At 62.2% G+C, this 18,874-nt stretch carries 21 protein-coding genes; 8 read left to right on the forward strand and 13 right to left on the reverse strand.

Annotated elements, in window-relative coordinates; translation table 11 throughout:
• Position 1: 1 nt before the first annotated feature.
• The 3 genes from ASE60_RS30310 to ASE60_RS30320 form a co-directional block, all read right to left on the reverse strand.
• Complete coding sequence (locus ASE60_RS30310) at positions 2–871, reverse strand: ABC transporter permease (protein WP_057255303.1); 870 nt, start codon at positions 869–871, stop codon at positions 2–4.
• On the reverse strand, positions 871–1,812 hold the full coding sequence (locus ASE60_RS30315) for an ABC transporter permease (RefSeq protein ID WP_057255304.1): 942 nt from the start codon (positions 1,810–1,812) through the stop codon (positions 871–873). The genes ASE60_RS30310 and ASE60_RS30315 overlap by 1 nt, the downstream gene beginning before the upstream one ends.
• A gap of 117 nt (positions 1,813–1,929) precedes the next feature.
• Positions 1,930–3,459, reverse strand: a complete 1,530-nt coding sequence (locus ASE60_RS30320) for an ABC transporter substrate-binding protein (RefSeq protein WP_057255305.1) — start codon at positions 3,457–3,459, stop codon at positions 1,930–1,932.
• Positions 3,460–3,721: 262 nt separating this feature from the next.
• On the opposite strand from ASE60_RS30320, the gene ASE60_RS30325 reads away from it, so the two are divergent.
• Complete coding sequence (locus tag ASE60_RS30325; RefSeq protein ID WP_057255306.1) at positions 3,722–4,420, forward strand: aspartate/glutamate racemase family protein; 699 nt, start codon at positions 3,722–3,724, stop codon at positions 4,418–4,420.
• 107 nt (positions 4,421–4,527) lie between these two features.
• Here the strand turns inward: ASE60_RS30325 and ASE60_RS30330 are convergent, their stop codons facing one another.
• From ASE60_RS30330 to ASE60_RS30340, 3 genes are all read right to left on the reverse strand, one after another.
• A complete protein-coding gene (locus tag ASE60_RS30330; RefSeq protein ID WP_057255307.1) occupies positions 4,528–4,821 on the reverse strand; it encodes a hypothetical protein in 294 nt (97 codons plus the stop codon).
• 350 nt (positions 4,822–5,171) lie between these two features.
• The gene (locus tag ASE60_RS30335; RefSeq protein WP_057255308.1) at positions 5,172–6,350 is read right to left on the reverse strand and encodes an MFS transporter; all 1,179 of its coding nucleotides are present in this window, start codon (positions 6,348–6,350) and stop codon (positions 5,172–5,174) included.
• Between the two features lie 310 nt (positions 6,351–6,660).
• Positions 6,661–7,077, reverse strand: coding sequence for a DUF2000 domain-containing protein (locus ASE60_RS30340; RefSeq protein WP_057255309.1), 417 nt, complete (start codon positions 7,075–7,077; stop codon positions 6,661–6,663).
• Between the two features lie 131 nt (positions 7,078–7,208).
• On the opposite strand from ASE60_RS30340, the gene ASE60_RS30345 reads away from it, so the two are divergent.
• The gene (locus tag ASE60_RS30345) at positions 7,209–7,694 is read left to right on the forward strand and encodes an Lrp/AsnC family transcriptional regulator (RefSeq protein ID WP_057255310.1); all 486 of its coding nucleotides are present in this window, start codon (positions 7,209–7,211) and stop codon (positions 7,692–7,694) included.
• Positions 7,695–7,708: 14 nt separating this feature from the next.
• Here the strand turns inward: ASE60_RS30345 and ASE60_RS30350 are convergent, their stop codons facing one another.
• On the reverse strand, positions 7,709–8,614 hold the full coding sequence (locus tag ASE60_RS30350) for a LysR family transcriptional regulator (RefSeq protein WP_057255311.1): 906 nt from the start codon (positions 8,612–8,614) through the stop codon (positions 7,709–7,711).
• Between the two features lie 129 nt (positions 8,615–8,743).
• Here ASE60_RS30350 and ASE60_RS30355 point away from each other — a divergent pair, with 129 nt between their 5' ends.
• From ASE60_RS30355 to ASE60_RS30370, 4 genes are all read left to right on the forward strand, one after another.
• Entirely contained in the window at positions 8,744–9,223 is a 480-nt protein-coding gene (locus tag ASE60_RS30355) for a carboxymuconolactone decarboxylase family protein (RefSeq protein ID WP_057255312.1), read from the forward strand.
• Between the two features lie 58 nt (positions 9,224–9,281).
• The gene (locus ASE60_RS30360; protein WP_057255313.1) at positions 9,282–10,034 is read left to right on the forward strand and encodes an SDR family oxidoreductase; all 753 of its coding nucleotides are present in this window, start codon (positions 9,282–9,284) and stop codon (positions 10,032–10,034) included.
• A gap of 54 nt (positions 10,035–10,088) precedes the next feature.
• Positions 10,089–10,493, forward strand: coding sequence for a cupin domain-containing protein (locus ASE60_RS30365; RefSeq protein WP_057255314.1), 405 nt, complete (start codon positions 10,089–10,091; stop codon positions 10,491–10,493).
• A 65-nt stretch (positions 10,494–10,558) separates the two neighbouring features.
• A complete protein-coding gene (locus ASE60_RS30370; protein WP_057255315.1) occupies positions 10,559–11,569 on the forward strand; it encodes a mechanosensitive ion channel family protein in 1,011 nt (336 codons plus the stop codon).
• Here the strand turns inward: ASE60_RS30370 and ASE60_RS30375 are convergent.
• Both ASE60_RS30375 and ASE60_RS30380 read right to left on the reverse strand, forming a co-directional pair.
• Positions 11,552–12,040, reverse strand: a complete 489-nt coding sequence (locus tag ASE60_RS30375) for an Rrf2 family transcriptional regulator (RefSeq protein WP_057255316.1) — start codon at positions 12,038–12,040, stop codon at positions 11,552–11,554. The two genes, ASE60_RS30370 and ASE60_RS30375, sit on opposite strands and share 18 nt — an antisense overlap.
• Positions 12,041–12,140: 100 nt before the next feature.
• Complete coding sequence (locus ASE60_RS30380) at positions 12,141–12,680, reverse strand: hypothetical protein (RefSeq protein ID WP_057255317.1); 540 nt, start codon at positions 12,678–12,680, stop codon at positions 12,141–12,143.
• Between the two features lie 35 nt (positions 12,681–12,715).
• Between ASE60_RS30380 and ASE60_RS30385 the strand changes: the two genes are divergently transcribed.
• Together ASE60_RS30385 and ASE60_RS30390 are read left to right on the forward strand one after the other, a co-directional pair.
• Positions 12,716–13,282, forward strand: a complete 567-nt coding sequence (locus ASE60_RS30385; protein WP_057255318.1) for a methylated-DNA--[protein]-cysteine S-methyltransferase — start codon at positions 12,716–12,718, stop codon at positions 13,280–13,282.
• A gap of 312 nt (positions 13,283–13,594) precedes the next feature.
• Positions 13,595–14,368, forward strand: a complete 774-nt coding sequence (locus ASE60_RS30390) for a response regulator transcription factor (RefSeq protein ID WP_057255319.1) — start codon at positions 13,595–13,597, stop codon at positions 14,366–14,368.
• Here the strand turns inward: ASE60_RS30390 and ASE60_RS30395 are convergent.
• The 4 genes from ASE60_RS30395 to ASE60_RS30410 all read right to left on the reverse strand — a co-directional run bounded on the left by ASE60_RS30395 (position 14,337) and on the right by ASE60_RS30410 (position 18,646).
• Positions 14,337–14,606, reverse strand: a complete 270-nt coding sequence (locus ASE60_RS30395; protein WP_057255320.1) for a transposase — start codon at positions 14,604–14,606, stop codon at positions 14,337–14,339. The genes ASE60_RS30390 and ASE60_RS30395 overlap by 32 nt on opposite strands.
• A 96-nt stretch (positions 14,607–14,702) precedes the next feature.
• Positions 14,703–16,130, reverse strand: coding sequence for an HlyD family type I secretion periplasmic adaptor subunit (locus ASE60_RS30400; RefSeq protein WP_057255321.1), 1,428 nt, complete (start codon positions 16,128–16,130; stop codon positions 14,703–14,705).
• Between the two features lie 19 nt (positions 16,131–16,149).
• Positions 16,150–17,865: a type I secretion system permease/ATPase gene (locus ASE60_RS30405; RefSeq protein ID WP_057255322.1), complete on the reverse strand. Its 1,716-nt coding sequence runs from the start codon at positions 17,863–17,865 to the stop codon at positions 16,150–16,152.
• A 184-nt stretch (positions 17,866–18,049) separates the two neighbouring features.
• The gene (locus ASE60_RS30410) at positions 18,050–18,646 is read right to left on the reverse strand and encodes a hypothetical protein (RefSeq protein ID WP_057255323.1); all 597 of its coding nucleotides are present in this window, start codon (positions 18,644–18,646) and stop codon (positions 18,050–18,052) included.
• Positions 18,647–18,874 lie beyond the last annotated feature (228 nt).

Here is an 18,874-nt window from a genome sequence, read left to right on the forward strand (position 1 = left end):
CTTACAGATCCTTTCTGAGGCGGGGGTCAAGCATGTCGCGCAGGCCGTCTCCGACCATCTGCAGCGACAGCACCGAAAGCACGATGGCGATGCCGGGGAAGAGCGTCACCCAGTCGGCCTGACCGATATATTGGCGACCCGAGGCGATCATCGTGCCCCAGGTGGGAATTTCCGGGCTGACGCCGACGCCGAGGAAGGAGAGGCCGGCCTCGGCCAGCATGGCATGGGCAAAGAGGAAGGTGCCCTGCACCAGCACCGGAGACAGAAGATTGCGCAGCACATGCCGCGTCATGATGTGCGGCGTCGAGATGCCGAGCGCGCGCGCCGCCTCGACGTAAGGAAGCTCGCGGATCACCAGCGTCGAGGCGCGCACCACGCGGGCGAGCCTCGGTGCATAGACGATGCTGAGCGCAATGATGACGGTGGTCAGCGATGGCCCAAGCGCGGCGACAAGCGCAATCGCAAGGAGGATGTCCGGGAAGGCCATCATCGCGTCGATGACGCGGGCGATCGGCGTGTCGAGCTTCGGGAAGAAACCGGCGAGCAACCCGAGCACGACGCCGATCACGGTCGCGAGCGTGACGACGGCAGCACCGACGAGGAGCGACAGCCGGCCGGCATAGATAGTGCGGGAGAAGACGTCGCGGCCGAATTCGTCGGTGCCGAAGAACCATTGCAGGCTCGGCGGCTGCAGCCGGTTGACGATCGACAGCTTGCCGGGCGCATAGGGCGCGATGAGCGGCGCGAAGACGGCGAGCAGCACGAAGACGGTCAGCACGATCAGGCCGAAGGCCACCGTCTTGCGCTTCAGCAGGCGGCGGACGAACTTGCGGCCCTCGCTCTCGGCGGGGACTGATACGGTGACGGTCATCAGTAGCGTACCCTTGGATCAACGAGGAGATAGAGCATGTCGATCGCGAAATTGATCAGCACGTAGAGGGCGGCGATCACCAGCAAGGCCCCCTGGATCACCGGATAGTCGCGGCGAAGCACGGCGGAGACGACGAGGTTGCCGACACCCGGCAGGCCGAAGACCGTCTCGGTGACGACGGCGCCGGAAATCAGCACGGCGGCGGTCAGGCCGATAATGGTGAGGATCGGGATCAACGCGTTCTTGAGAGCATGTTTCATCACCACCTTGCGCTCGCCAAGCCCTTTGGCTCGGGCGGTGCGGATGAAATCGTCGCCGAGCACATCGAGCATCGAAGCGCGGGTGAAGCGCAGGATCAGCGCGGAGGAAACGACGCCGAGCGCGATCGCCGGCAAGGTCAGGTGATACATGCGCTCGGTAAAGGAGGAGCCAGGCCCGCCATAGCCGGAAACCGGGAACCAGCCAAAGCGCACCGCAAACACCTGGATGAGAATCAGGCCGAGCCAGAAGCTCGGTATGCTGGCGGCGAGCATCGCAAGCGTGGTTGCCGCCTGGTCGACGAAGGAGCCGCGCTTATAGGCGGCGTAGATGCCGATCGGCAGCGCGATGGCGCAGGCGATCACGATCGAGAACAGCGTCAGGAAGAAGGTCGGCTCGGCGCGTTCGGCCAGCGCTGAGGTCACCGGCTGATTGAGGAAGATCGACTGCCCGAGGTCGCCCCGCAGCAACTGGCCGATATAATAGACATATTGCAGGCCGAGCGACTGGTCGAGGCCGAGCCGGGTGCGCAGCGCCGCAATGTCCTCCTGGGTCGCTTCCGGACCGAGCATCACGGCGGCCGGATCGCCCGGTGTCACGCGGACGATGACGAAAACGATTGTGACGACGATCGCCATGACGACGATCATGCCCATCAGCCGCTGGAAGATGTAGCGTAACATGGTGGCCTCGAACCTTTCCTGTGCGCCGCAACCGCCGGAGCGGGCAACGGCGCGCCCTTCCGGCGGGCGCCAGGCTTGTAGCCGGGCGCCCGCCGAAGTCCCTGGGAGGGTGGGAGCTTACTTCTTGATCGAAGCGTTCCAGAAATACGGCCATGGCGCCGGGGACACGCCTTCAAGCGTCTTCGACTTTGCCGAGAGCGCGTTGAAGTCGCCGATCTTGATGAAAGGCACTTCTTCGAAGATCACCTTCTGCACATCGGCCCAGAGTGCTACGCGCTTGGCCGGATCGGATTCGGCGTTGAAGGCATCGACGGCCTTGGCGCGGGCGGGTGTGTCCCAGTTGCCGGGGGCCTTGGTTGACATCATGCCGATCAGCGCCGGCTCCGGCAGGAAGGGGCTGTGGGTGATGTAGATGTCCCAGAGCGTCGGGTCGGCGCGGCGCTGCGTCAGCGTCGCCCAGTCGACCACCTGCAGATCGACCGTGAAGCCGGCGAGCTTCAGATACTCGGCGGCGACCTGCGCCATCTTGTAGTGGAACTCGTACTGGCGGCTCGTCAGGATGCGCAGCGGTTCACCCTTGTAGCCGGCGGCCTTCAAGAGTTCGCCAGCCTTTTCCGGGTCGGCGATGTTGTAGGCGCCTTCGGTGCCGGCATCCGTCCGCCAGGTGAATTGCGACGGATAAAGTGCTGCATGGAGCGCATAGAAGTCGGTGCTGCCGAAGGCGGCGGCCATCATGTCTTCCATGCTGAGCGAGGCGCGGATCGCCTTGCGCAGATCGAGGTTCTTGGTCATGCCGTTGCCGGAGTTCAAGACGAAGACCGGCCAGCCGAACGGCTGGAGCATGACGGGATCGGAGGCGCTCGAACCCTTCACGCGATCGAAGGATTCGACCGGCAGGGAGTCGACATAATCATACTGGCCGGAGACGGCCGCCTCGACGCGGGTGTTCGGGTCCGGAACCGGCACGAAACGGATTTCGTCGGCATACTGGTGGCGGGCGCCGCCATAGCCATTGGCCTCGCCTTCCGGCGACGTGTAGGCATCGTAGCGGGTCAGCTGGATATACTGGTCCGCCTTGCGCTCCTTCAACTGGTAGGGGCCGGTGCCGACGAAATCGGTCATCGGCTCGGCCTGCTTTTCCGAGGGAAGCACGATCGCCGCGGAGTTGTTGAAGGCGAGCAGCGAGACGAGCGGTGCGTAAGGGGTGTTGAGCGAGATCTTGACCGTCAGCGGGTCGACCGCCTCGATGCCGGCAATCGTGGTTGCCGTCTGCTTGCCGCGCGAGGCGACCTTCGTCCAGCGCTCGAGCGAGGCGACGACGTCCTTGCTGTCGAGATCGCTGCCATCATGGAACTTGACGTTCGCGCGCAGCTTGATCGTGTAGGTTTTGCCGTCGGCGCTGATCTCGGGCAGGCTGGCAGCAAGCAACGGCGTTGGCTTCCAGTCCTTGTCGAAGGTGTAGAGCGTCTCGAAGATGTGCTGCGAGATGATGCCGACGAGGTCGGCGGTCGATGCCATCGGGTCGAGCGTCGGGGGCTCCCCGACCGTCGCGACGTTGATGACGCCGCCCTTTTCCTGTGCAAAGGCAAGGGTTGCCGATGCCACGAGCGCGGTTCCGATAAGCAATGCAAGTTTGGTCGATTTCATATTTGTTCCTCCTCATATTCCATAGTTATGCTATGTCGTTCTTTATTTTGGAATATAAAAGTCCACGAAACCGGAAATGTCAACCGATCGTCGTCGTCACGTCACGCAGCTTTGCGGAAAAGTCCGTTGATGGGGGCGGGAAAGGCGCTCGGCGGAGACCGGCGTTGAGCCCCGCAATTGCGTTCTGCGCCGGTCGCTGGAGCTATCGCGATGGCTCGCGATTTGTTAGCTCAGAGTCCGGTTCGAAAATGGAGCGCGCAAAGTGAAGGTCATCGGCCTGATTGGCGGCATGAGCTGGGAGAGCTCGGCCGAGTACTACCGCATCATCAACGAGACGGTTCGCGGCCGCCTGGGTGGCGTGCATTCGGCAAAATCGCTGATGTGGTCGATGGATTTCGGCGAAATCGAACGGCTTCAGCATCATGGCGACTGGCCGGCGCTGACGGAGGAGATGATTGCGGCGGCGCGGCGCCTGGAAGCTGGCGGCGCCGATTTCCTGATGATCTGCACCAACACGATGCACAAGATGGCAGCCGACGTTTCGGCGGCCGTTTCCATTCCGCTGCTCCATATCGCTGACCCGACGGCGCAGAAGATCAAGGCCGCGGGCCTGAGCAAGGTCGGTCTGCTTGGAACCGCCTTCACGATGGAGCAGGATTTCTACAAGGGCAGGCTGAAGGACACCTTCGGTCTCGATGTTCTGGTGCCGGAGGCGGACGACCGCGCCAAGGTGCACGAGATCATCTATCGAGAACTCGTCGCCGGCATCGTCAAGGACAGCTCGCGCGACGCCTATCGCGCCGTCATCGCGCGCCTGGTCGATGCGGGGGCCGAGGCGATCATCATGGGCTGCACCGAGATCATGCTGTTGATTTCGCAGGCCGACAGCCCGGTTCCGGTGTTCGATACGACTGAAATTCATGCGCTGGCTGCGGTCGACCTCGCGCTCGAAGGCGCGTGAGACGCCTAATGGCCCGCTGAGCAGCCGCCGCGGCCGGTCGAGGATAGTCATCATCGACCGGTGCAAAGTGGCAACGGCCGGCTGGTCGCCGGCCGTGGTCGTGAGCTTTAGTGCAAGGTGAACTCTCGGGGCTCGCCCTGAAACAGGCTGATCAACGCGATACCTTGCTGCAACAGAAGTTCGGCCGCCGGCAGATCGCCAACGACCAGGTCGTCAGCACAGCTGATGATGATGTTGGCGAGGCTGATCGAATTCTCTGCAAACCGGTCATCGCCGATCTCGTAGGCCTTCTCGGCCGTTGCTTCGAGTGCGTCTGCGACGAGCGCCATCATGTCCGAGCGCTCGTGGAGCGTCATCTTGTCCAGTGTCTTGGCGTCAAGCGTCTTGGCAGAAGTCTGCATGATTACCTTCCCTATTGTTCAAGCCGGAATTGGCCGCGCCGGCCGGGGGCCGGGGGAAAAGTCTACGACTGGGATGGAGTGCTGAAGGGAGCCGGCGTCGAACGCGGCTTCATCATTAAGATCGTGAATAGCGGCGCGGGATGCAAGGAATGGCTACTATGCGCCCTGCGCATGGGTCGGCGGATCGAAAGTGAAGAGGTGCCTTCGAGACGCTCATATGGGTGGTGTTCGTCGGTTATGCCAGACTCTCGTCGACCGTCAGGCGATCGGCAGCGCATTCCCGGGCGAGAAAGTCGATCAAGGTGCGAACCGACGGCAGAAGCCCGCGCCTTGAGGGATTGCCTTGGCTGTTACGCGCGGCCCACGGCTTGCTGGGCGTCCTGCGCGCTCACGCGAGCGGCCGGCTTCAAACGGCCGGTCAAAAGCAGGCTGACGGCGAGGAAGGGTACGAGCACGCCGAGACCGAAGCGCATGTCGCTGTGCTCGGCGATCAGGCCGATAAGTGGTGGTCCGAGCAGGAAGCCGAGCAGAGCGATGAAGGACAGGATGGCGACGCTGGCTGCGGCCGGTCGGTCCTTCTGGTCGGCGGCCGCCGTGACGGCGAGCGGGAAGCCGACGGAGACCCCGAAGCCCATGGCGGCAAAGCCGAACAGCGCTGCCCAGGCGGCGGGGCTTGCAACGACCAGAAACAACCCGGCAATGCTGGCGATGCCACAGGCGCGCGCAACCGCCACCGGACCGTAACTCGCCTTCAGCCGGTCACCGGCAAAACGGCCGGCTGCCACCATGAAGGCGAAGATCGAATAGCCGAAGCCGGCGCTGGCGCTGAAGAGCCCGAAGACATCGCGCAGGAAAACGGCCGACCAGTCTGCCACAGCGCCCTCGGTCATGGTGATGCCGAAGACGAAGAAGCAGACGCCGAGAAGCGCAAAGCTCGGTAGCCGCCCCCTGGACGGCGCCGCCTCTGCAGCCGCGGCCTCGCCGGTTTGGAGGAGCGGCAGCTTTCTGGCGAAAAAGACGCTGATCGGCAGCATGACCGCGGCCGCCAGCGGCACTGCCCATTCCGGCGCGACGTGGAGCGCGGCGAAGCCGACGCCGATCAGGCTGCCGGTCATGATGCCGAGACTCCAGAAGCCGTGACAGGTGCTCATGATCAACTGTCCGGAGTGCTTCTCGATCGCATCTGCCTCGACGTTGAGGCCGAGCTCGAGGGTTGCCAGCGCCACACCGACGATGGCAAGAGCGACGAAGAGCACTTCGATGCTCGAGGCCCATGTCGGCAGCCAGACCAGCGCCAGGAAAACGACGAAGCCATAGAGGATCGTGGCGCGGCCGCCGATCCAGGCGACGAAACGTCCGGCGAAAGGCAGCGTCAGCAAAATGCCGACGGGCATGCCGAGAAGCGCGATCGCCAGTTCGGCCGGTCCAAGGCCGAGCTTCTGCTGCACATCGGGGATGCGCGGCAGCCAAGCGCCGAAGGCGATCGGCTGAAGGAAGAAGATCAGCATGATGAGCCGTTGATTGGTCATGCGCATTGGTCCCCAACAGGTATCGCATCGCACGATCAACCACGGCAGCGGCGGCCGGGGTGATGTGGTCTATGAAGCAATTCTGATATTCTGAAAATCGTTTTCAGAGCTTGTCGCGCACGACAGGGGCCGTCAAGGCTAGAAAAAGTTGCCAAGCCGGAAAGCTATGTCTTTTCGGTCGAATGGGCGGGAAGTGTTGCGGATGTGTCGCCACCAATTCCGCCATTGGTCTGGTCGCGATGAAAAAAATGTACACGCCGGGCAAGGAGGCGGGGTCTAACGCCTCCCGCGCCGTTGCGGGACTTTCGCTTCATCGCAGCAATTTCAGGGATCCCGTCAGCGATTTGACCCACTTGGTGGCACCGGCCAGTCCAATGCCGTCGATCGTTTCCTCCGAGAGATCACGCTCGGGGAATTGCGTTTCATAGTCCGCATAGCTGTGCAGAGAGCGCGCAAAAGCCGGAAACGGCACGATGATGCGGTCTTCCTCTTTCGGCAGCGCCTTCAGGAGCAACGCGCCGATCGTCCTGCTGTCGGCCTGCAGGATCGGGATGGGTCGGTTGGAACTGATGTCGATCGTATTTTGATTGCTGTCGGTAAGGTGCTGATTGCCGAGAACGGGCATGGCCGCGCCGATGCCGATGGAAATCGCCGCGATGGTGTTGGCGAGATGACCCGGCGGCAGCTCCGGATTGACGATAATGGCGAGGCGGATGTCCTGAAGCACGGTGGTCTATTCCTTCTCTGTTTCTCGACGGGGAGAATAGACCGGGCCTTGAGGTAAGTTCTTTCGGATGTTGCGGAGATTTACGAATATGGGGTAGTTTCTACCTGCATTGACAAAGCATGAGGTAGGATGTGCCTACAATCTTGACGCCCGCCGATGTGAAGATTTTGACCGCGCTGCAGAATGACGGGCGCCTGAGCAACCAGGCGCTTTCGGAGGAAGTGGGCATGTCGACATCGCCCTGCTGGCGGCGCGTGCGCCAGCTTGAGGATGATGGCGTCATTCAGGGCTATATGGCTGTCCTGAACCGGAAGGAAATCGGCTTGGGAGTGCTCGCCTTCATCCGGGTGAAGATCGACAGCCATACCGAGGCGGAAGCCGATGCTTTCGCCGATGAAGTGATGAAGCTCGACAGCGTTGTCGCCTGCTACAGCATAGCCGGTGATGCGGACTTCCTTCTGCAGGTCGTTTCATCCGACCTCGATTCCTATTCGGATTTCGCCATGAAAGTGGTGCGACGGCTGCCCTGCATCAAGGAAATGCAGACGACCTTCGTGCTGAAGGAGATCAAGGCGTTCAACGGACTCCCGCTGCGCGCAACGATCGGTCAACGCTGAGCGGCGTTCCGCTGTCAGGAGGCGGACGCCATCAACGGATCTTCCTTCACTGCCTCGACAAGAAAATCGAGAACGGTTCGCACACGCAGCGGCATGTTCCGGCGCGACGGATAGACGACGCTGATCGGCAGACGCGCTGGCGGAAAGTCCGGCATCAGGTTCACCAGCCTGCCAGCTTCGATGTCGGGGCAGGCGAGGATGTGCGACAGGATCGCCAGGCCGCTTCCCGCAAGCACCGCACGGTGCACGGCCACCGCATTGTTGGCGACGAGACGCGCTGCAATGCGCACGAAGATGTCGTCGGAACCATCGGAAAAGGTCCAGGAGCGTCCGTCACCGGCACGACTGTAGCAGATGCACTCGTGGCCCCCGATCTCGTCAGGCGTTTTCGGTGTGCTCCTTCCGTCCAAATAGCCGGGTGCTGCAACGAGGAAGGCGGTCGTCCAGCCGATGCGCCGGCACATCAGGCTATTGTCCGTCACAGGCCCGAGGCGCACTTCGAGATCAATGCCTTCGCCGACCAGATCCGACGACTCTTCACGGAAGATCAACTCGACCGACAGGCCGGGATGCCGCTCGAGAAAGCCGGCGAGCCGATCGCTGACATAAAGGCCGAGGGGTGCGGGCAGGGTGAGCCGGACTCGACCGGAGACCGAGGCAGTCTCGGCACACGAGGCTTCGTTCAGGGCGTCGACCGCTTCCACCACCCGGAGCGCCATCGGGATCATGTGCTCGCCCTCGGCGGTAAGCGCCAATGCGCTCGTCGTCCGGTGAAGAAGGCGCGTGTTCAGGTGCTCCTCGAGAGCCGATACCTGCCGCGAGACCGCCGGCTGCGTCAGGTTGAGATCGAGTGCGGCGGCGGAAAACGAGCCCGTCTCCGCCACGCGCAGGAAGGCTCTCAGCGCTGAGACAATATCCATCCGGTCCCTCAAACGTTTCGGCATAAGCCTTATGCGCCGAGTGTATGACCATCGCGCTTTACTGTCCAGTAATTACGGATATCTTGTATCCATAAGGATAGATAATATCCTTAATTACGGAGCGAACCCATGACACAGCGCCTGAACTACGCACAGCATTCCCCCGAGTTCTTCAAGAAGATCTCCGACCTCAGCCTCAGCCTGAGGGACAGCGTCATCGAACAGAAGATCCGCGACCTCGTGAACATAAGGGCCTCGCAGATCAATGGCTGCGCCTTCTGCGTTGACATGCATGTGAAGGAGGCAAAGATTCACGGCGAGAGCGAACTGCGTCTCTACCACGTCGCGATCTGGCGTGAATCGAACCTCTTCATCCCGCGCGAACGCGCAGCGCTTGCCTGGGCCGAGGCGGTTACGAAACTGCCCGAAGGCGGCATTCCGGACGAACTTTACGAGCGTGTACGCGGCCAGCTTTCGGAGAAGGAGATCTCCGATCTCACCTTCTCCATCATGGTCATCAATGCCTGGAACCGCGTCAGTGTCGCCTTCAAGGCCGTGCCCGGTTCGGCCGACAAGCTCTATGGCCTCGACAAGGCCGGACTGAACTAAACCCTGTTCCTGAGTGATCGAACAACGCGGCCAGCCGCCGCAACGATTGGAGGATCCCATGAAAATCGTCATTATCGGCGGAACGGGCCTGATCGGCTCCAAGACGGTCGAACGCCTGCGCAAGCAAGGCCATGAGGTGGTTGCCGCCTCTCCGAATACGGGCGTCAACACCATCACCGGCGAAGGTCTCGCCGAGGCGCTTTCCGGTTGCGAGGTGGTCATCGACCTCGCCAACTCGCCCTCCTTCGAGGACAAGGCGGTGCTCGAGTTCTTCGAGACCTCCGGCCGCAACCTGCTTGCGGCGGAAAAGGCTGCCGGCGTCAAACACCATATCGCGCTTTCGGTCGTCGGGACCGAGCGTCTGCAGGAAAGCGGCTATTTCCGCGGCAAGCTCGCCCAGGAAAAACTGATCAAGGCCGGCGGTATCCCCTATACGATCGTGCATTCGACCCAGTTCATGGAGTTTTTGGGCGGCATCGCCCAATCCGGGACTGTCGGCGACACCGTGCACCTCTCGCCGGCCTATGTGCAGCCGATCGCGTCCGATGACGTCGCCGATGCCATGGCCGCGGTCGCGCTTGCCGCCCCGGTCAACGGCACGATCGAGATTGCCGGACCGGAGCGCTCACGCCTCAGCGATCTCGTCGCCCGCTACCTCAAGGCAAGCGGCGACAACCGCAAGGTCGAGGCCGATCGGGAGGCTCGCTACTTCGGCGCGCTGCTGCAAGACGGCTCGCTGGTCTCCGACAACAATCCCCGCCTCGGCCGGATCACCTTCGAAGAATGGTTCGCCACGGCTCCTCGCAAGTGACCACATACGGGTGCGCCGGCGGCGCACCTCCAGCCCCCTGAAAGGACTTCCGACATGATCAAGTCTCTCATCGCCGCCACTGCGGTCGCCACCGCATTGTTCGGCACGGCCGCTGCGGGCGATGCTGCCAAAGTCACCCTGGTCTATGAGCACGAGTTGCCGAACGCGCCGGGCAAGAGCATCAAGGGCGTTCTGGTGGAATATGGGCCCGGCGGCTCTTCGGAGGCGCACACCCATCCGAGCACCGCCTTCATCTATGCGACGGTGCTGGAAGGCTCGATCCGAAGCCAGGTCAACGATGGACCGGTCAAGGTCTACAAGGCCGGCGAGAACTTTTCGGAAATGCCCGGCGACCGTCACGGCGTCAGCGCCAACGGCAGCGAGACAGAGCCCGCCAAGCTGCTCGCGGTCTTCGTCGTCGATACCGCCGAAAAGGAACTGACCTATCCGATGAAGTGATCCCTGCAGGACCGGCCGCACAAGCGCCCGGTCCTGCAATTTGTCTGCAATCGTTGGAGCCCAAGATGTTCGCCGACCAATTACCGTTGCCGCTCGTGCTGATCAATCTTCTTGGCATCACCGGCATCGTTGTCTGGCATGTGCAGGGGCGCCGTCGCCCGCTCGCCAGGCTGATTGTCCAGATCCTCTTCTTCTGCGTGATGACGGCGGTTCTCCTCCTTTCCGGCATCATGCCGCATCGGAGCGACGATCAGCATCTTCAGGGAGCGCTCGCCTTTCTGGCGACGTCGGCACGGGTGCTGTGGTGGACGCACCTCGCCTGGTCGCTTATCGGCTTCGTGCGTCTCTACATCGTCCTTGAAAGGCGGCCGCAGGAGGCCCGCCTGCTGCAGGACCTCATCGTCGCCATTGTCTATCTCGGCGTGGCACTGTCGATACTGGGCTTCGTCTTCCGGGCGCCGATCGGCACGCTGGTTGCGACCTCCGGGGTGGTTGCCATCATCTTCGGTCTCGCGCTTCAAAATACGCTCGGCGACGTGTTCTCGGGTATCGCGCTGACGCTGGGGCGGCCCTTTGCCATCGGCGACTGGATAGTGCTTGGCGACGGCACCGAAGGCCGTGTCATCGAGAACAACTGGCGTTCCACGTTTCTGCTCACCGGAGCGCACAATGTCGTCGTGCTGCCGAACAGCGCGCTCGCCAAGGTCGGGCTCACCAATCTCAGCCGTCCGGACGAGACCCATCAGATCGCTTTGTCGATCCGTCTTGCCGCGGATCATCCGCCACGCCGGATCGAAGAAACGATGCAGAGAGCTCTGCAAGGGTGCGGCCTGATCGTGCGCGAGCCGCCGCCGGTCGTCGCCCTCAAGGCGATCGACGCCGTGGCCGTCGAGGTCGAACTGCAGTTTCGCGTCAAGAACCCGGCTGAGCGGACGCCGGCACGCAACGAGGTGATCGACCGCGTTCATGAACAATGCCGTCTAGAGGGTCTCTCGCTTGCGCCGCCGCCTCAGGCCTATTTCTACGTGCCGCCTGCCGGCACAGACGCCGGTTTTCGCTCAGCCGGCGCGCTCTAGAACCCACGCGAAACTCCGTTTCAAGAGATCCGAGGGAATTTCCTGCGAGAGGATCTCGATCAGGTCGGATAGGCGCACGCTGCGCAGCTTGTCGCGCCAGGCTTCGTCGGCCTCCCACATGATGCGCGCCACCGCGCACGGCGTCTCTTCGCAGTAGCCGGGTGCGCGACAGGGATTGTTGGCCCTGATATTGGTGCAGACGAAGGTTCTCGATCTGCCTTCGACCGCCTCGACGATTTCGAGAAAGGTCAGCTCGGCCGGCGCTTTTGCCAGCCGGTATCCGCCCGATGGACCGAGGGTCGTGTGGACGAGACCGGCCTGCGAAAGGCTCTGCAGCGCCTTCGACAGATACTCCTTGGGCAGCCCGTGAAATTCCGCCAGCGCCTTGGTTGAGAGGTAGCGGCCTTCAGGCAGGCCGGCGAGAATGGCACAACAGTGCAACGCCCATTCGACTTGGCTTTTGAGGATCATGTCTTCGTCCGGCGGATGCCAAGGTGCATATTAAGGATAACAAATATCCCTATTTTTCTGCTGTGTAAACAGTGTCAAACCGATGCGGCCGGTCCCGTCTTCATGGTGCGGCACGCACGACGCGGAAAATCAGGAGAGGTTCGGCGATCTCGGCGCTGAGCCGCCCCTTGAGGATTTCAGCGAAAACAGCGCCGCCGCTGGAGTGCCGCCGGTGGCAGGCCCGGCGGACGAAAGCGCGCAGGCCGAGCCAGATCATCGCGAGCGCCAGTACCGCAAGCGCATTACCGAGCGAAATGGTGACAAAGTTGTAGCCATCACCGCGCAGCGTCAGCAGGACGAAGCCGACCGCGCCGATGGAGAAGGCCGAGGACCACAGAAGCAGTTCGAGGCTCTTGCGCTCCTGTCGCCAGGCAAGGCCGAAGAAAACGGCGAAGACCACCAGCGTCGCGAACGAACTGAGCATGATCGTCGGGGTATGCAGGATGTCCGCCGTCGTCTCCTGATGTTGGTGCGGAACCTTGCCCGACAACCGTAAAGCTTTCGCAAATGGCTGCGCTTTCGACCTGCGCTTGATGTCGAGCAGCCCGTAAGCGGCGGCCACCGAGGCAGGAAACGGGTTGAATTCGTCGCCCTCCGGCACGATTTTGATAGTAGAGACACAGGGAGGCTATACGGATGGGGCAGGCAGGACATCGCTATTTCATCTTCGAGACTGCGGCCGGCTTCTGCGGCATCGCCTGGAACGATGTGGGCATCACGCGATTCCAACTGCCGACCCGGGCGGCAGAGGCAACCCAGCGGCTGCTGTTGCGGCGTCTGTCGGCCGCCGAGGCTTCCCAGCCGACACCCGAAATCCGGGAGGCAGTGGAGGCCGTCCAACGCTACTTTGATGGCAAGGAGGTCGATTTCTCCGGCTTTGCGGTCGATCTGGAAGGGCAGGATGAGCTTTTCCAGCGCATCTATGCTGCGACCCGCCAGCTGCGCTGGGGGCAGACGACCACGTATGGCGCGCTGGCAAAGGAACTGGGCGCAGGCCCGGAAGCCGCGCGCGACGTTGGTCAGGCGATGGCCAAGAACCCGGTGTCCCTGATCATCCCCTGTCACCGGGTACTTGCCGCCGGCGGCAAGATCGGTGGGTTCTCGGCGCCTGGCGGTTCCACCACCAAGACCCGCATGCTGGAGCTGGAAGGCATACATCTGGGGCAAGCGCCCGAACCGACGCAACAGTCCTTCGGTTTTTAAAGATATCGACAATCGTCAGGCCGACCGGACACTCAAAGCGCTTTTGCTCAAACAATTGTGCGCGGCCCGCGTGCGCAAGCGCGTGAATATTGACTGAGGGTTGCGCGTTGCTACCTTCTTTCCGAGAGGTTCTCAGGCTCGCTGCTCAATATATGTTACAAGCTTTATCGGCGCTTCGAGAAATATATAGTATTTTCAATCTGTTGCTGATGCAGCCCGATCGGATTAATTCTGATTTTCTCATGACAGACTATCAGAACGGAAATATTTTAGGCACCGCAACTTGTCGCGAACGAATCCTGGGGGTGACGCATGTCCATCAGTTCAGGAACGCCGTGCCGCAAGGACCGTACGCCGACCGGGATTGTGATAGAACACCAGACGCTCGTGCGCAGCGTCATCGTTGCCGTTCTCGAATACGAACTCTCCGGTTGGAATTTTATCGATATGGTCTCGACCGACAGCCTGGACCAGGCGCTCGGGTACGATGTGCGTTTAATCGTGCTGGACCTGAGCGCTCGAAACGACGGCGGGTGCAACTTGCATGATGAGCTTGCGGAAATCCGCAAGCGCTTTCCGGACGTGCCGGTTGCGGTGCTCTCGGACACGGACGACAGGACGACCGCTGCCGATGTCCTCAAGCTTGGAGTTCGCGGCTTCTTCACGACGTCCTTGCGGATCGAGCTTGCGCTTGCCGGCTTGCGGCTGGTCCTTGCCGGCGGCATCTTCTGTCCAGACCCGCTTGCCGCGCTCACCGAATGCGCGGCTGCCGCTCGTCATATCGAAAGGGTGCCGATCAGCGCTTATCGAAGCGAGTTTGCGCTCGCCGACTTCACGCCGCGCGAGGCGGACGTGCTCGCGGAATTGCGATGCGGCTCTTCGAACAAAGTGATCGCTGGAAAGCTCAATCTTTCCGACCATACGGTGAAAATGCATCTGCAGCACATCATGCGCAAATTGCAGGTGCAGAACCGCACCGAGGTCGTCGCCTTGCTTGCAGACCGGGGAACCGCCGGCAACGGTCATGGCGTCGCCACCAACGGCAGCAGCATCGTCAACGTGATGTCTTTTCGAGCATCTCGCTGAGCGTTGCGGCCGTCAGCATGGCTTCGGCCAATAGCCTCTTGAGCTTCTGATTTTCCAGTTCGAGCGCCTTTACGCGCTCCGCATCGAAATTGGGGCCCCTGCTTTGCAGCGATTGCCAGCGATAGAAAGTCGGCTGGCTGATGCCATGCCGGTGGCAGACATCGGCTACGGTCGCACCGTACTGATGCTCCTTGAGGATCTCCAGGACTTCGTCGTCATTGAACTTACGTTTGCCCATCGCAGCTGTCCTTCCGGGAACCGACTGGCACATATGATCGCGGGGCCGGATAACAGAGCCCATGTGGTACGCCCACGGCGTTCCGCGCGGCACGCCTCAGTTCTCGCGAAATGCGGTGTTGAAACTGTCAAGCAACGGACGCAGCGCGTAAAGCGCCACGCTGCTCGTACCGGTCTCTATCATGGCCCGCACCGGCATGCCCGGTACCATCTCCACGCCCGGCATATGGCTTAGCCGCTCATCGGTAACGCGGATTGTTGCCGCGTAGTAGGTGTGGCCGGTTTGCCGGTCGACCAGATGGTCGGCGGACACATAGGCGACCGTGCCCTTCAGCAGCGGTACCCGCCGCTGGTTGTAAGGAATGAGATGAACCTGTGCCTCGAGCCCGGCATGGACCTGGGCGATATCTTCCGGCTTCACCCGCGCCGCGACGACCAGTGCGCCGGCGTCCGGCACGAGGTCGGCCAACGGCTCTCCAGCGCCGATGACGCCGCCTGTCGTGTGGACACGTAGATCCATGATCACTCCGTCGTCGGGCGCTCTGATCTCGGTTCTCGCCAATTGATCATCGATGGCGTTCAAACGCTCACGCAGCTGCGCCAGCTGGTTTTCCGTATCGCGCAGTGTGAGCGCGACTTCATTCAGCCGGTCGCTGCGCAGCTTGACGATATAGGACTGTGACTCGCTGATAACCTGGTGGGCGCGGGATATGCGCGCGGAGACTTCGCCGATCTGACCGCCGATGTCGGCCCTTTCCCGCGCCAGGATGAGAACCCGGCTCTTTCGTTCGAGACCCTTCGCGGTGAGCGCCGAAACCGTCTCAAGCTCCTGGCGCGAAATGGCACTCCTCTCCATCAGGGACGCCTTCTGGGCGCTCAGTCCGGCGACTTCCTCCAGCACTTCCTTGATCTTCTGCTGCGTGATCACGATGTCGGACTGCATCACCTGGCGACGGGCATCGAATATATTCTGCTGACCGTCGAGAATGTCGTGGATCACCCGGTAGTTGCCGGCTTGCTCCACGAGATCGGGGGGAAAGGCGACCTGATCCCAGCCGTTCTGCTCAGCGGTGAGCCGCGCCTGTCGCGCCTCCGCATCCCAAAGTTGGCCGCGAAGGCTGTCCCGTTCCGAACGCGGCTTCGTATCGTCGAGCTTGATCAGCACCTGGCCGGCGGACACGGCATCGCCGTTGCGCACAAGGATCCGCCTGACGATTCCGCCTTCGAGATGCTGGATGGTCTTGCGGTTCGCCTCGGTTTCAACGACGCCGGACGCGATCGCGGCGCTGCTGAGCGGTGCGAGAACCGACCAGATGCCCAGGCCGAAAACAAAGACGCCGATCAGCAGGTTTCCCGTCCAGGCGACATGCCGCAGCCGCGACATCGGTGAGGCTTCGGCAAGCGTCACCGGAAGGCGGGTGGAGACCGCTGTGGAGGGCTGGGGCCCGGCTATCCCATTGGCGTCGCAGGCATAGCCTACAATTTCAGGGCCGCGTCGGGTCAGGTCGGATTTGATGAGCTCCATCGTTCTCGCGCCTCCCTTCTCACGTGCCCGCTCGGGCCGGTGGCTGCAGATAGGTATCGAAGACCCAGTCGCTGTCGCCGAAGGCTTCGATCGTGCCATTGCGCATGATCGCGATCTTGTTGGTCACCGGGAGAATGCCCATGCGGTGCGTGATGATGATGATCATCATCCCCATGGCGCGCATGCGGGCGATTGCTGCAAACAATCGGCGTTCGCCGTCGTAATCCAGACTGGAATTGGGATCGTCGAGGACGACGAGGGCGGGATTGCCGTAAACCGCGCGCGCCAGTCCCAGCTGCTGGCGTTGGGCCCGAAGCAGGGTCGCGCCGCCATCGCCGACATCCGTCTCGTAGCCCTGAGGCAGTTGCATGATCGCATCGTGCAGCCCGACAAGCTTTGCCGCTTCGATGACCTTGCCGACGTCGGTTCCGTCGAGCCGGCCGACGACGTCCTTCACCGCGCCGCCGAAGAGTTCGATGTCCTGCGGCAGGTAGCCGACATGACGCATGCCGCCGCCGAGCCGGAGGGTGGCAATATCGACGCCGCCGAGCAGGGCGCTGCCGCAGGTCGTCGGCTGAACGCCCGCTATGATGCGGCCAAGCGTCGACTTTCCGGAACCGGATGGACCGATCAGCGCAAGACAATCGCCCGGCGCCAGCCGCAAAGTAACGGCATTCAGTATCTGACGGTTGCCCGAAGGAAGCATGTAACCGACGCGGTCGAGCACGAGCCCGCCCGCTTCGGGCATCGGTATCGTGCGTGCGCTCTCCTGCGACGCGATCGATATCAACATCGCGTTGATGCGATTGAATGCGGCATAGGCGAAGGCCACGGCGCGCCACCCGCCGATCGCGCCCTCGATCGGGGCAAGCCCGCGACCGAGAAGCAGGCTGGAGACGAAGATGATGCCGGGGTTTCCGCTTTCCTCCAGGACGAGCCAGGCTGCGGATCCCATCATCAGGATCTGCGCCAGCATGCGCACCGATTTCGAGAGCCCGAGAATGGTTTCGGTGCGCTTCATCGCATCGTCTTGCGCCTGTCGTGCGGTCTCGGCGTCGCGATAGACGAGTTGGGCGGCGCCATTCTGCATGTTCATCGCGCGGATGACCTGGATATACCGCAACGCCGTCGCGAAACGCATGTGGCTGCGGGAGAGCGCCAGGTTCGCTTTCATTAACGGCTGCCGGGTCGCGAATTCCGTCGCGATGGCGAGCAGCAGCAAGGTGAGCGCGGTGAATAGCCCGATGGTTCCGAGCAACGGATGGACTAGGAACAGAAGCAGCAGGAAGATCGGCGCCCAGGGAACGTCGAAAAGCAGCGAGCTGGCCGGGGCGTCGAGGAACTGGCGCAGGATCGATAGGTCGCGGTAGCAATCGTTGGCGAGGTTCGTTTCGGTGCGGGCGCCATATTCGAAGCAGGCCGTCAGCACGACGGGCCGCAAGCGGTGATCGAGCCAGCTGCCGATCCGCGACAGCGCGGCGCGGCGAACGATATCCAGGATCGAGCCGACCAACACCGCTGCCGCGATGATGAGCGTCAGCATCAACAGCGTGTCGGCGCTGCGGCTCGACAGGACGCGATCGTAGATCTGCAACAGGTAGATGGAAGGCGCCAGCAGGAACAGGTTGTAGGCGCAGCTATAGAGGAAGACCAGCAGGAACGCTCCCGTGCAGGCCTTGAGAGCCAGGACCAGATGGGTTGGAGAGTGCTGCGCCCCTGTCGGATTCGTCGTCATTATCGGATCTCGATCGGATCGGCATGATCGATGCTGATGCGGTCGGCTTGGCTGCTTCAGGCTTCTTTTGCTCGGGCTCGATCCGTGGCCAAATGCAACTCAAAGGTCCCGTAGCGTTCTTGCACGCCGCGACACAGGTGAAAGGAGGATCGCCGGCCATGGCCGGCGATCCTTGTCGAGCGACTCAGATACCGATGTCGCTGATGTTGCCTAATGTGTTGTCGAAATTGTCGAGAACGTTCGAGACCGCCGTGGTGGTAGTCGTCGTGGTGGTTTCCGAGATCGGGTTCGAATGAACCAGAGCGGCGGAAATATCGCCACCGAGCGCCGTTGCGCCGCTGCCGCCAGCCCCGCCCATGCCCGAGATGATCGTCGCACCTTGGTCGGCGAGCAGGGTCGTGGTTTGCGTAGCGGTGGTGTTAGCACCTACCGTTGCCGTGTTGCCGCCGCTGGTGTTGCTCTGGTCGCCACTCGAGGTCGGATTGCCGCCTGCGCCGCCTGCACCGCTGTTGGTAAGCGAAGCAAGGACGGCGATCGGTACCTGGATGAAGCCACCGCCATCAGCGCTGCCGGTGCCCCAGGCCGCAGCCTGGCCGACGTCATCGCCGTTGTCGACGGTGGGGACTGAGCCGACGACGGTCTGCGTCGGGGCAACCGTGACAACTGGGGTGTAGTTGATATCGCCGTTGTTGGTGCCGTCGCCGCCGTTGCCGGCGCTCGCGTCGCCCGCGACGGGATTGGTGAAGTTGATCGTGTCGGTGGTTAGTTGCGAGATAGGCATAGCGTCGCTCCTCTACTTGTTGCCCCGTAGTCTTGGACGGTTCGATGCCACAGCACACCGCCGCAGCGGGGGACAGCGCGAAGATATGGTGCGCGTGATCATCGGGGGGAACCAGCCGGACATTCGGGGACGTTCCTTTGGGTAGGGTCCGCCCGCGCTTCAGGCTTCGGCCGGCGTCAAGCGCTCCGGCGGCGCGCGGTTTCAAGTATATTGGCCGTGGGTGATGGT

It is taken from the genome of Ensifer sp. Root278 (assembly GCF_001429285.1).
In the GTDB taxonomy this organism is placed as follows: Bacteria; Pseudomonadota; Alphaproteobacteria; order Rhizobiales; family Rhizobiaceae; genus Ensifer.

Excerpts from the sequence above, each read along its gene's own strand:
- ASE60_RS30310 (WP_057255303.1), bottom strand. The coding sequence starts at position 871 with ATGACCGTCACCGTATCAGTCCCCGCCGAGAGCGAGGGCCGCAAGTTC.
- ASE60_RS30315 (WP_057255304.1), bottom strand. The coding sequence starts at position 1,812 with ATGTTACGCTACATCTTCCAGCGGCTGATGGGCATGATCGTCGTCATG.
- ASE60_RS30405 (WP_057255322.1), bottom strand. The coding sequence starts at position 17,865 with ATGACGACGAATCCGACAGGGGCGCAGCACTCTCCAACCCATCTGGTC.
- ASE60_RS30395 (WP_057255320.1), bottom strand. The coding sequence starts at position 14,606 with ATGGGCAAACGTAAGTTCAATGACGACGAAGTCCTGGAGATCCTCAAG.
- ASE60_RS30320 (WP_057255305.1), bottom strand. The coding sequence starts at position 3,459 with ATGAAATCGACCAAACTTGCATTGCTTATCGGAACCGCGCTCGTGGCA.
- ASE60_RS30375 (WP_057255316.1), bottom strand. The coding sequence starts at position 12,040 with ATGATCCTCAAAAGCCAAGTCGAATGGGCGTTGCACTGTTGTGCCATT.
- ASE60_RS30365 (WP_057255314.1), top strand. The coding sequence starts at position 10,089 with ATGATCAAGTCTCTCATCGCCGCCACTGCGGTCGCCACCGCATTGTTC.
- ASE60_RS30330 (WP_057255307.1), bottom strand. The coding sequence starts at position 4,821 with ATGCAGACTTCTGCCAAGACGCTTGACGCCAAGACACTGGACAAGATG.
- ASE60_RS30400 (WP_057255321.1), bottom strand. The coding sequence starts at position 16,130 with ATGGAGCTCATCAAATCCGACCTGACCCGACGCGGCCCTGAAATTGTA.
- ASE60_RS30360 (WP_057255313.1), top strand. The coding sequence starts at position 9,282 with ATGAAAATCGTCATTATCGGCGGAACGGGCCTGATCGGCTCCAAGACG.
- ASE60_RS30410 (WP_057255323.1), bottom strand. The coding sequence starts at position 18,646 with ATGCCTATCTCGCAACTAACCACCGACACGATCAACTTCACCAATCCC.
- ASE60_RS30355 (WP_057255312.1), top strand. The coding sequence starts at position 8,744 with ATGACACAGCGCCTGAACTACGCACAGCATTCCCCCGAGTTCTTCAAG.
- ASE60_RS30385 (WP_057255318.1), top strand. The coding sequence starts at position 12,716 with ATGGGGCAGGCAGGACATCGCTATTTCATCTTCGAGACTGCGGCCGGC.
- ASE60_RS30390 (WP_057255319.1), top strand. The coding sequence starts at position 13,595 with ATGTCCATCAGTTCAGGAACGCCGTGCCGCAAGGACCGTACGCCGACC.
- ASE60_RS30335 (WP_057255308.1), bottom strand. The coding sequence starts at position 6,350 with ATGACCAATCAACGGCTCATCATGCTGATCTTCTTCCTTCAGCCGATC.
- ASE60_RS30370 (WP_057255315.1), top strand. The coding sequence starts at position 10,559 with ATGTTCGCCGACCAATTACCGTTGCCGCTCGTGCTGATCAATCTTCTT.
- ASE60_RS30350 (WP_057255311.1), bottom strand. The coding sequence starts at position 8,614 with ATGGATATTGTCTCAGCGCTGAGAGCCTTCCTGCGCGTGGCGGAGACG.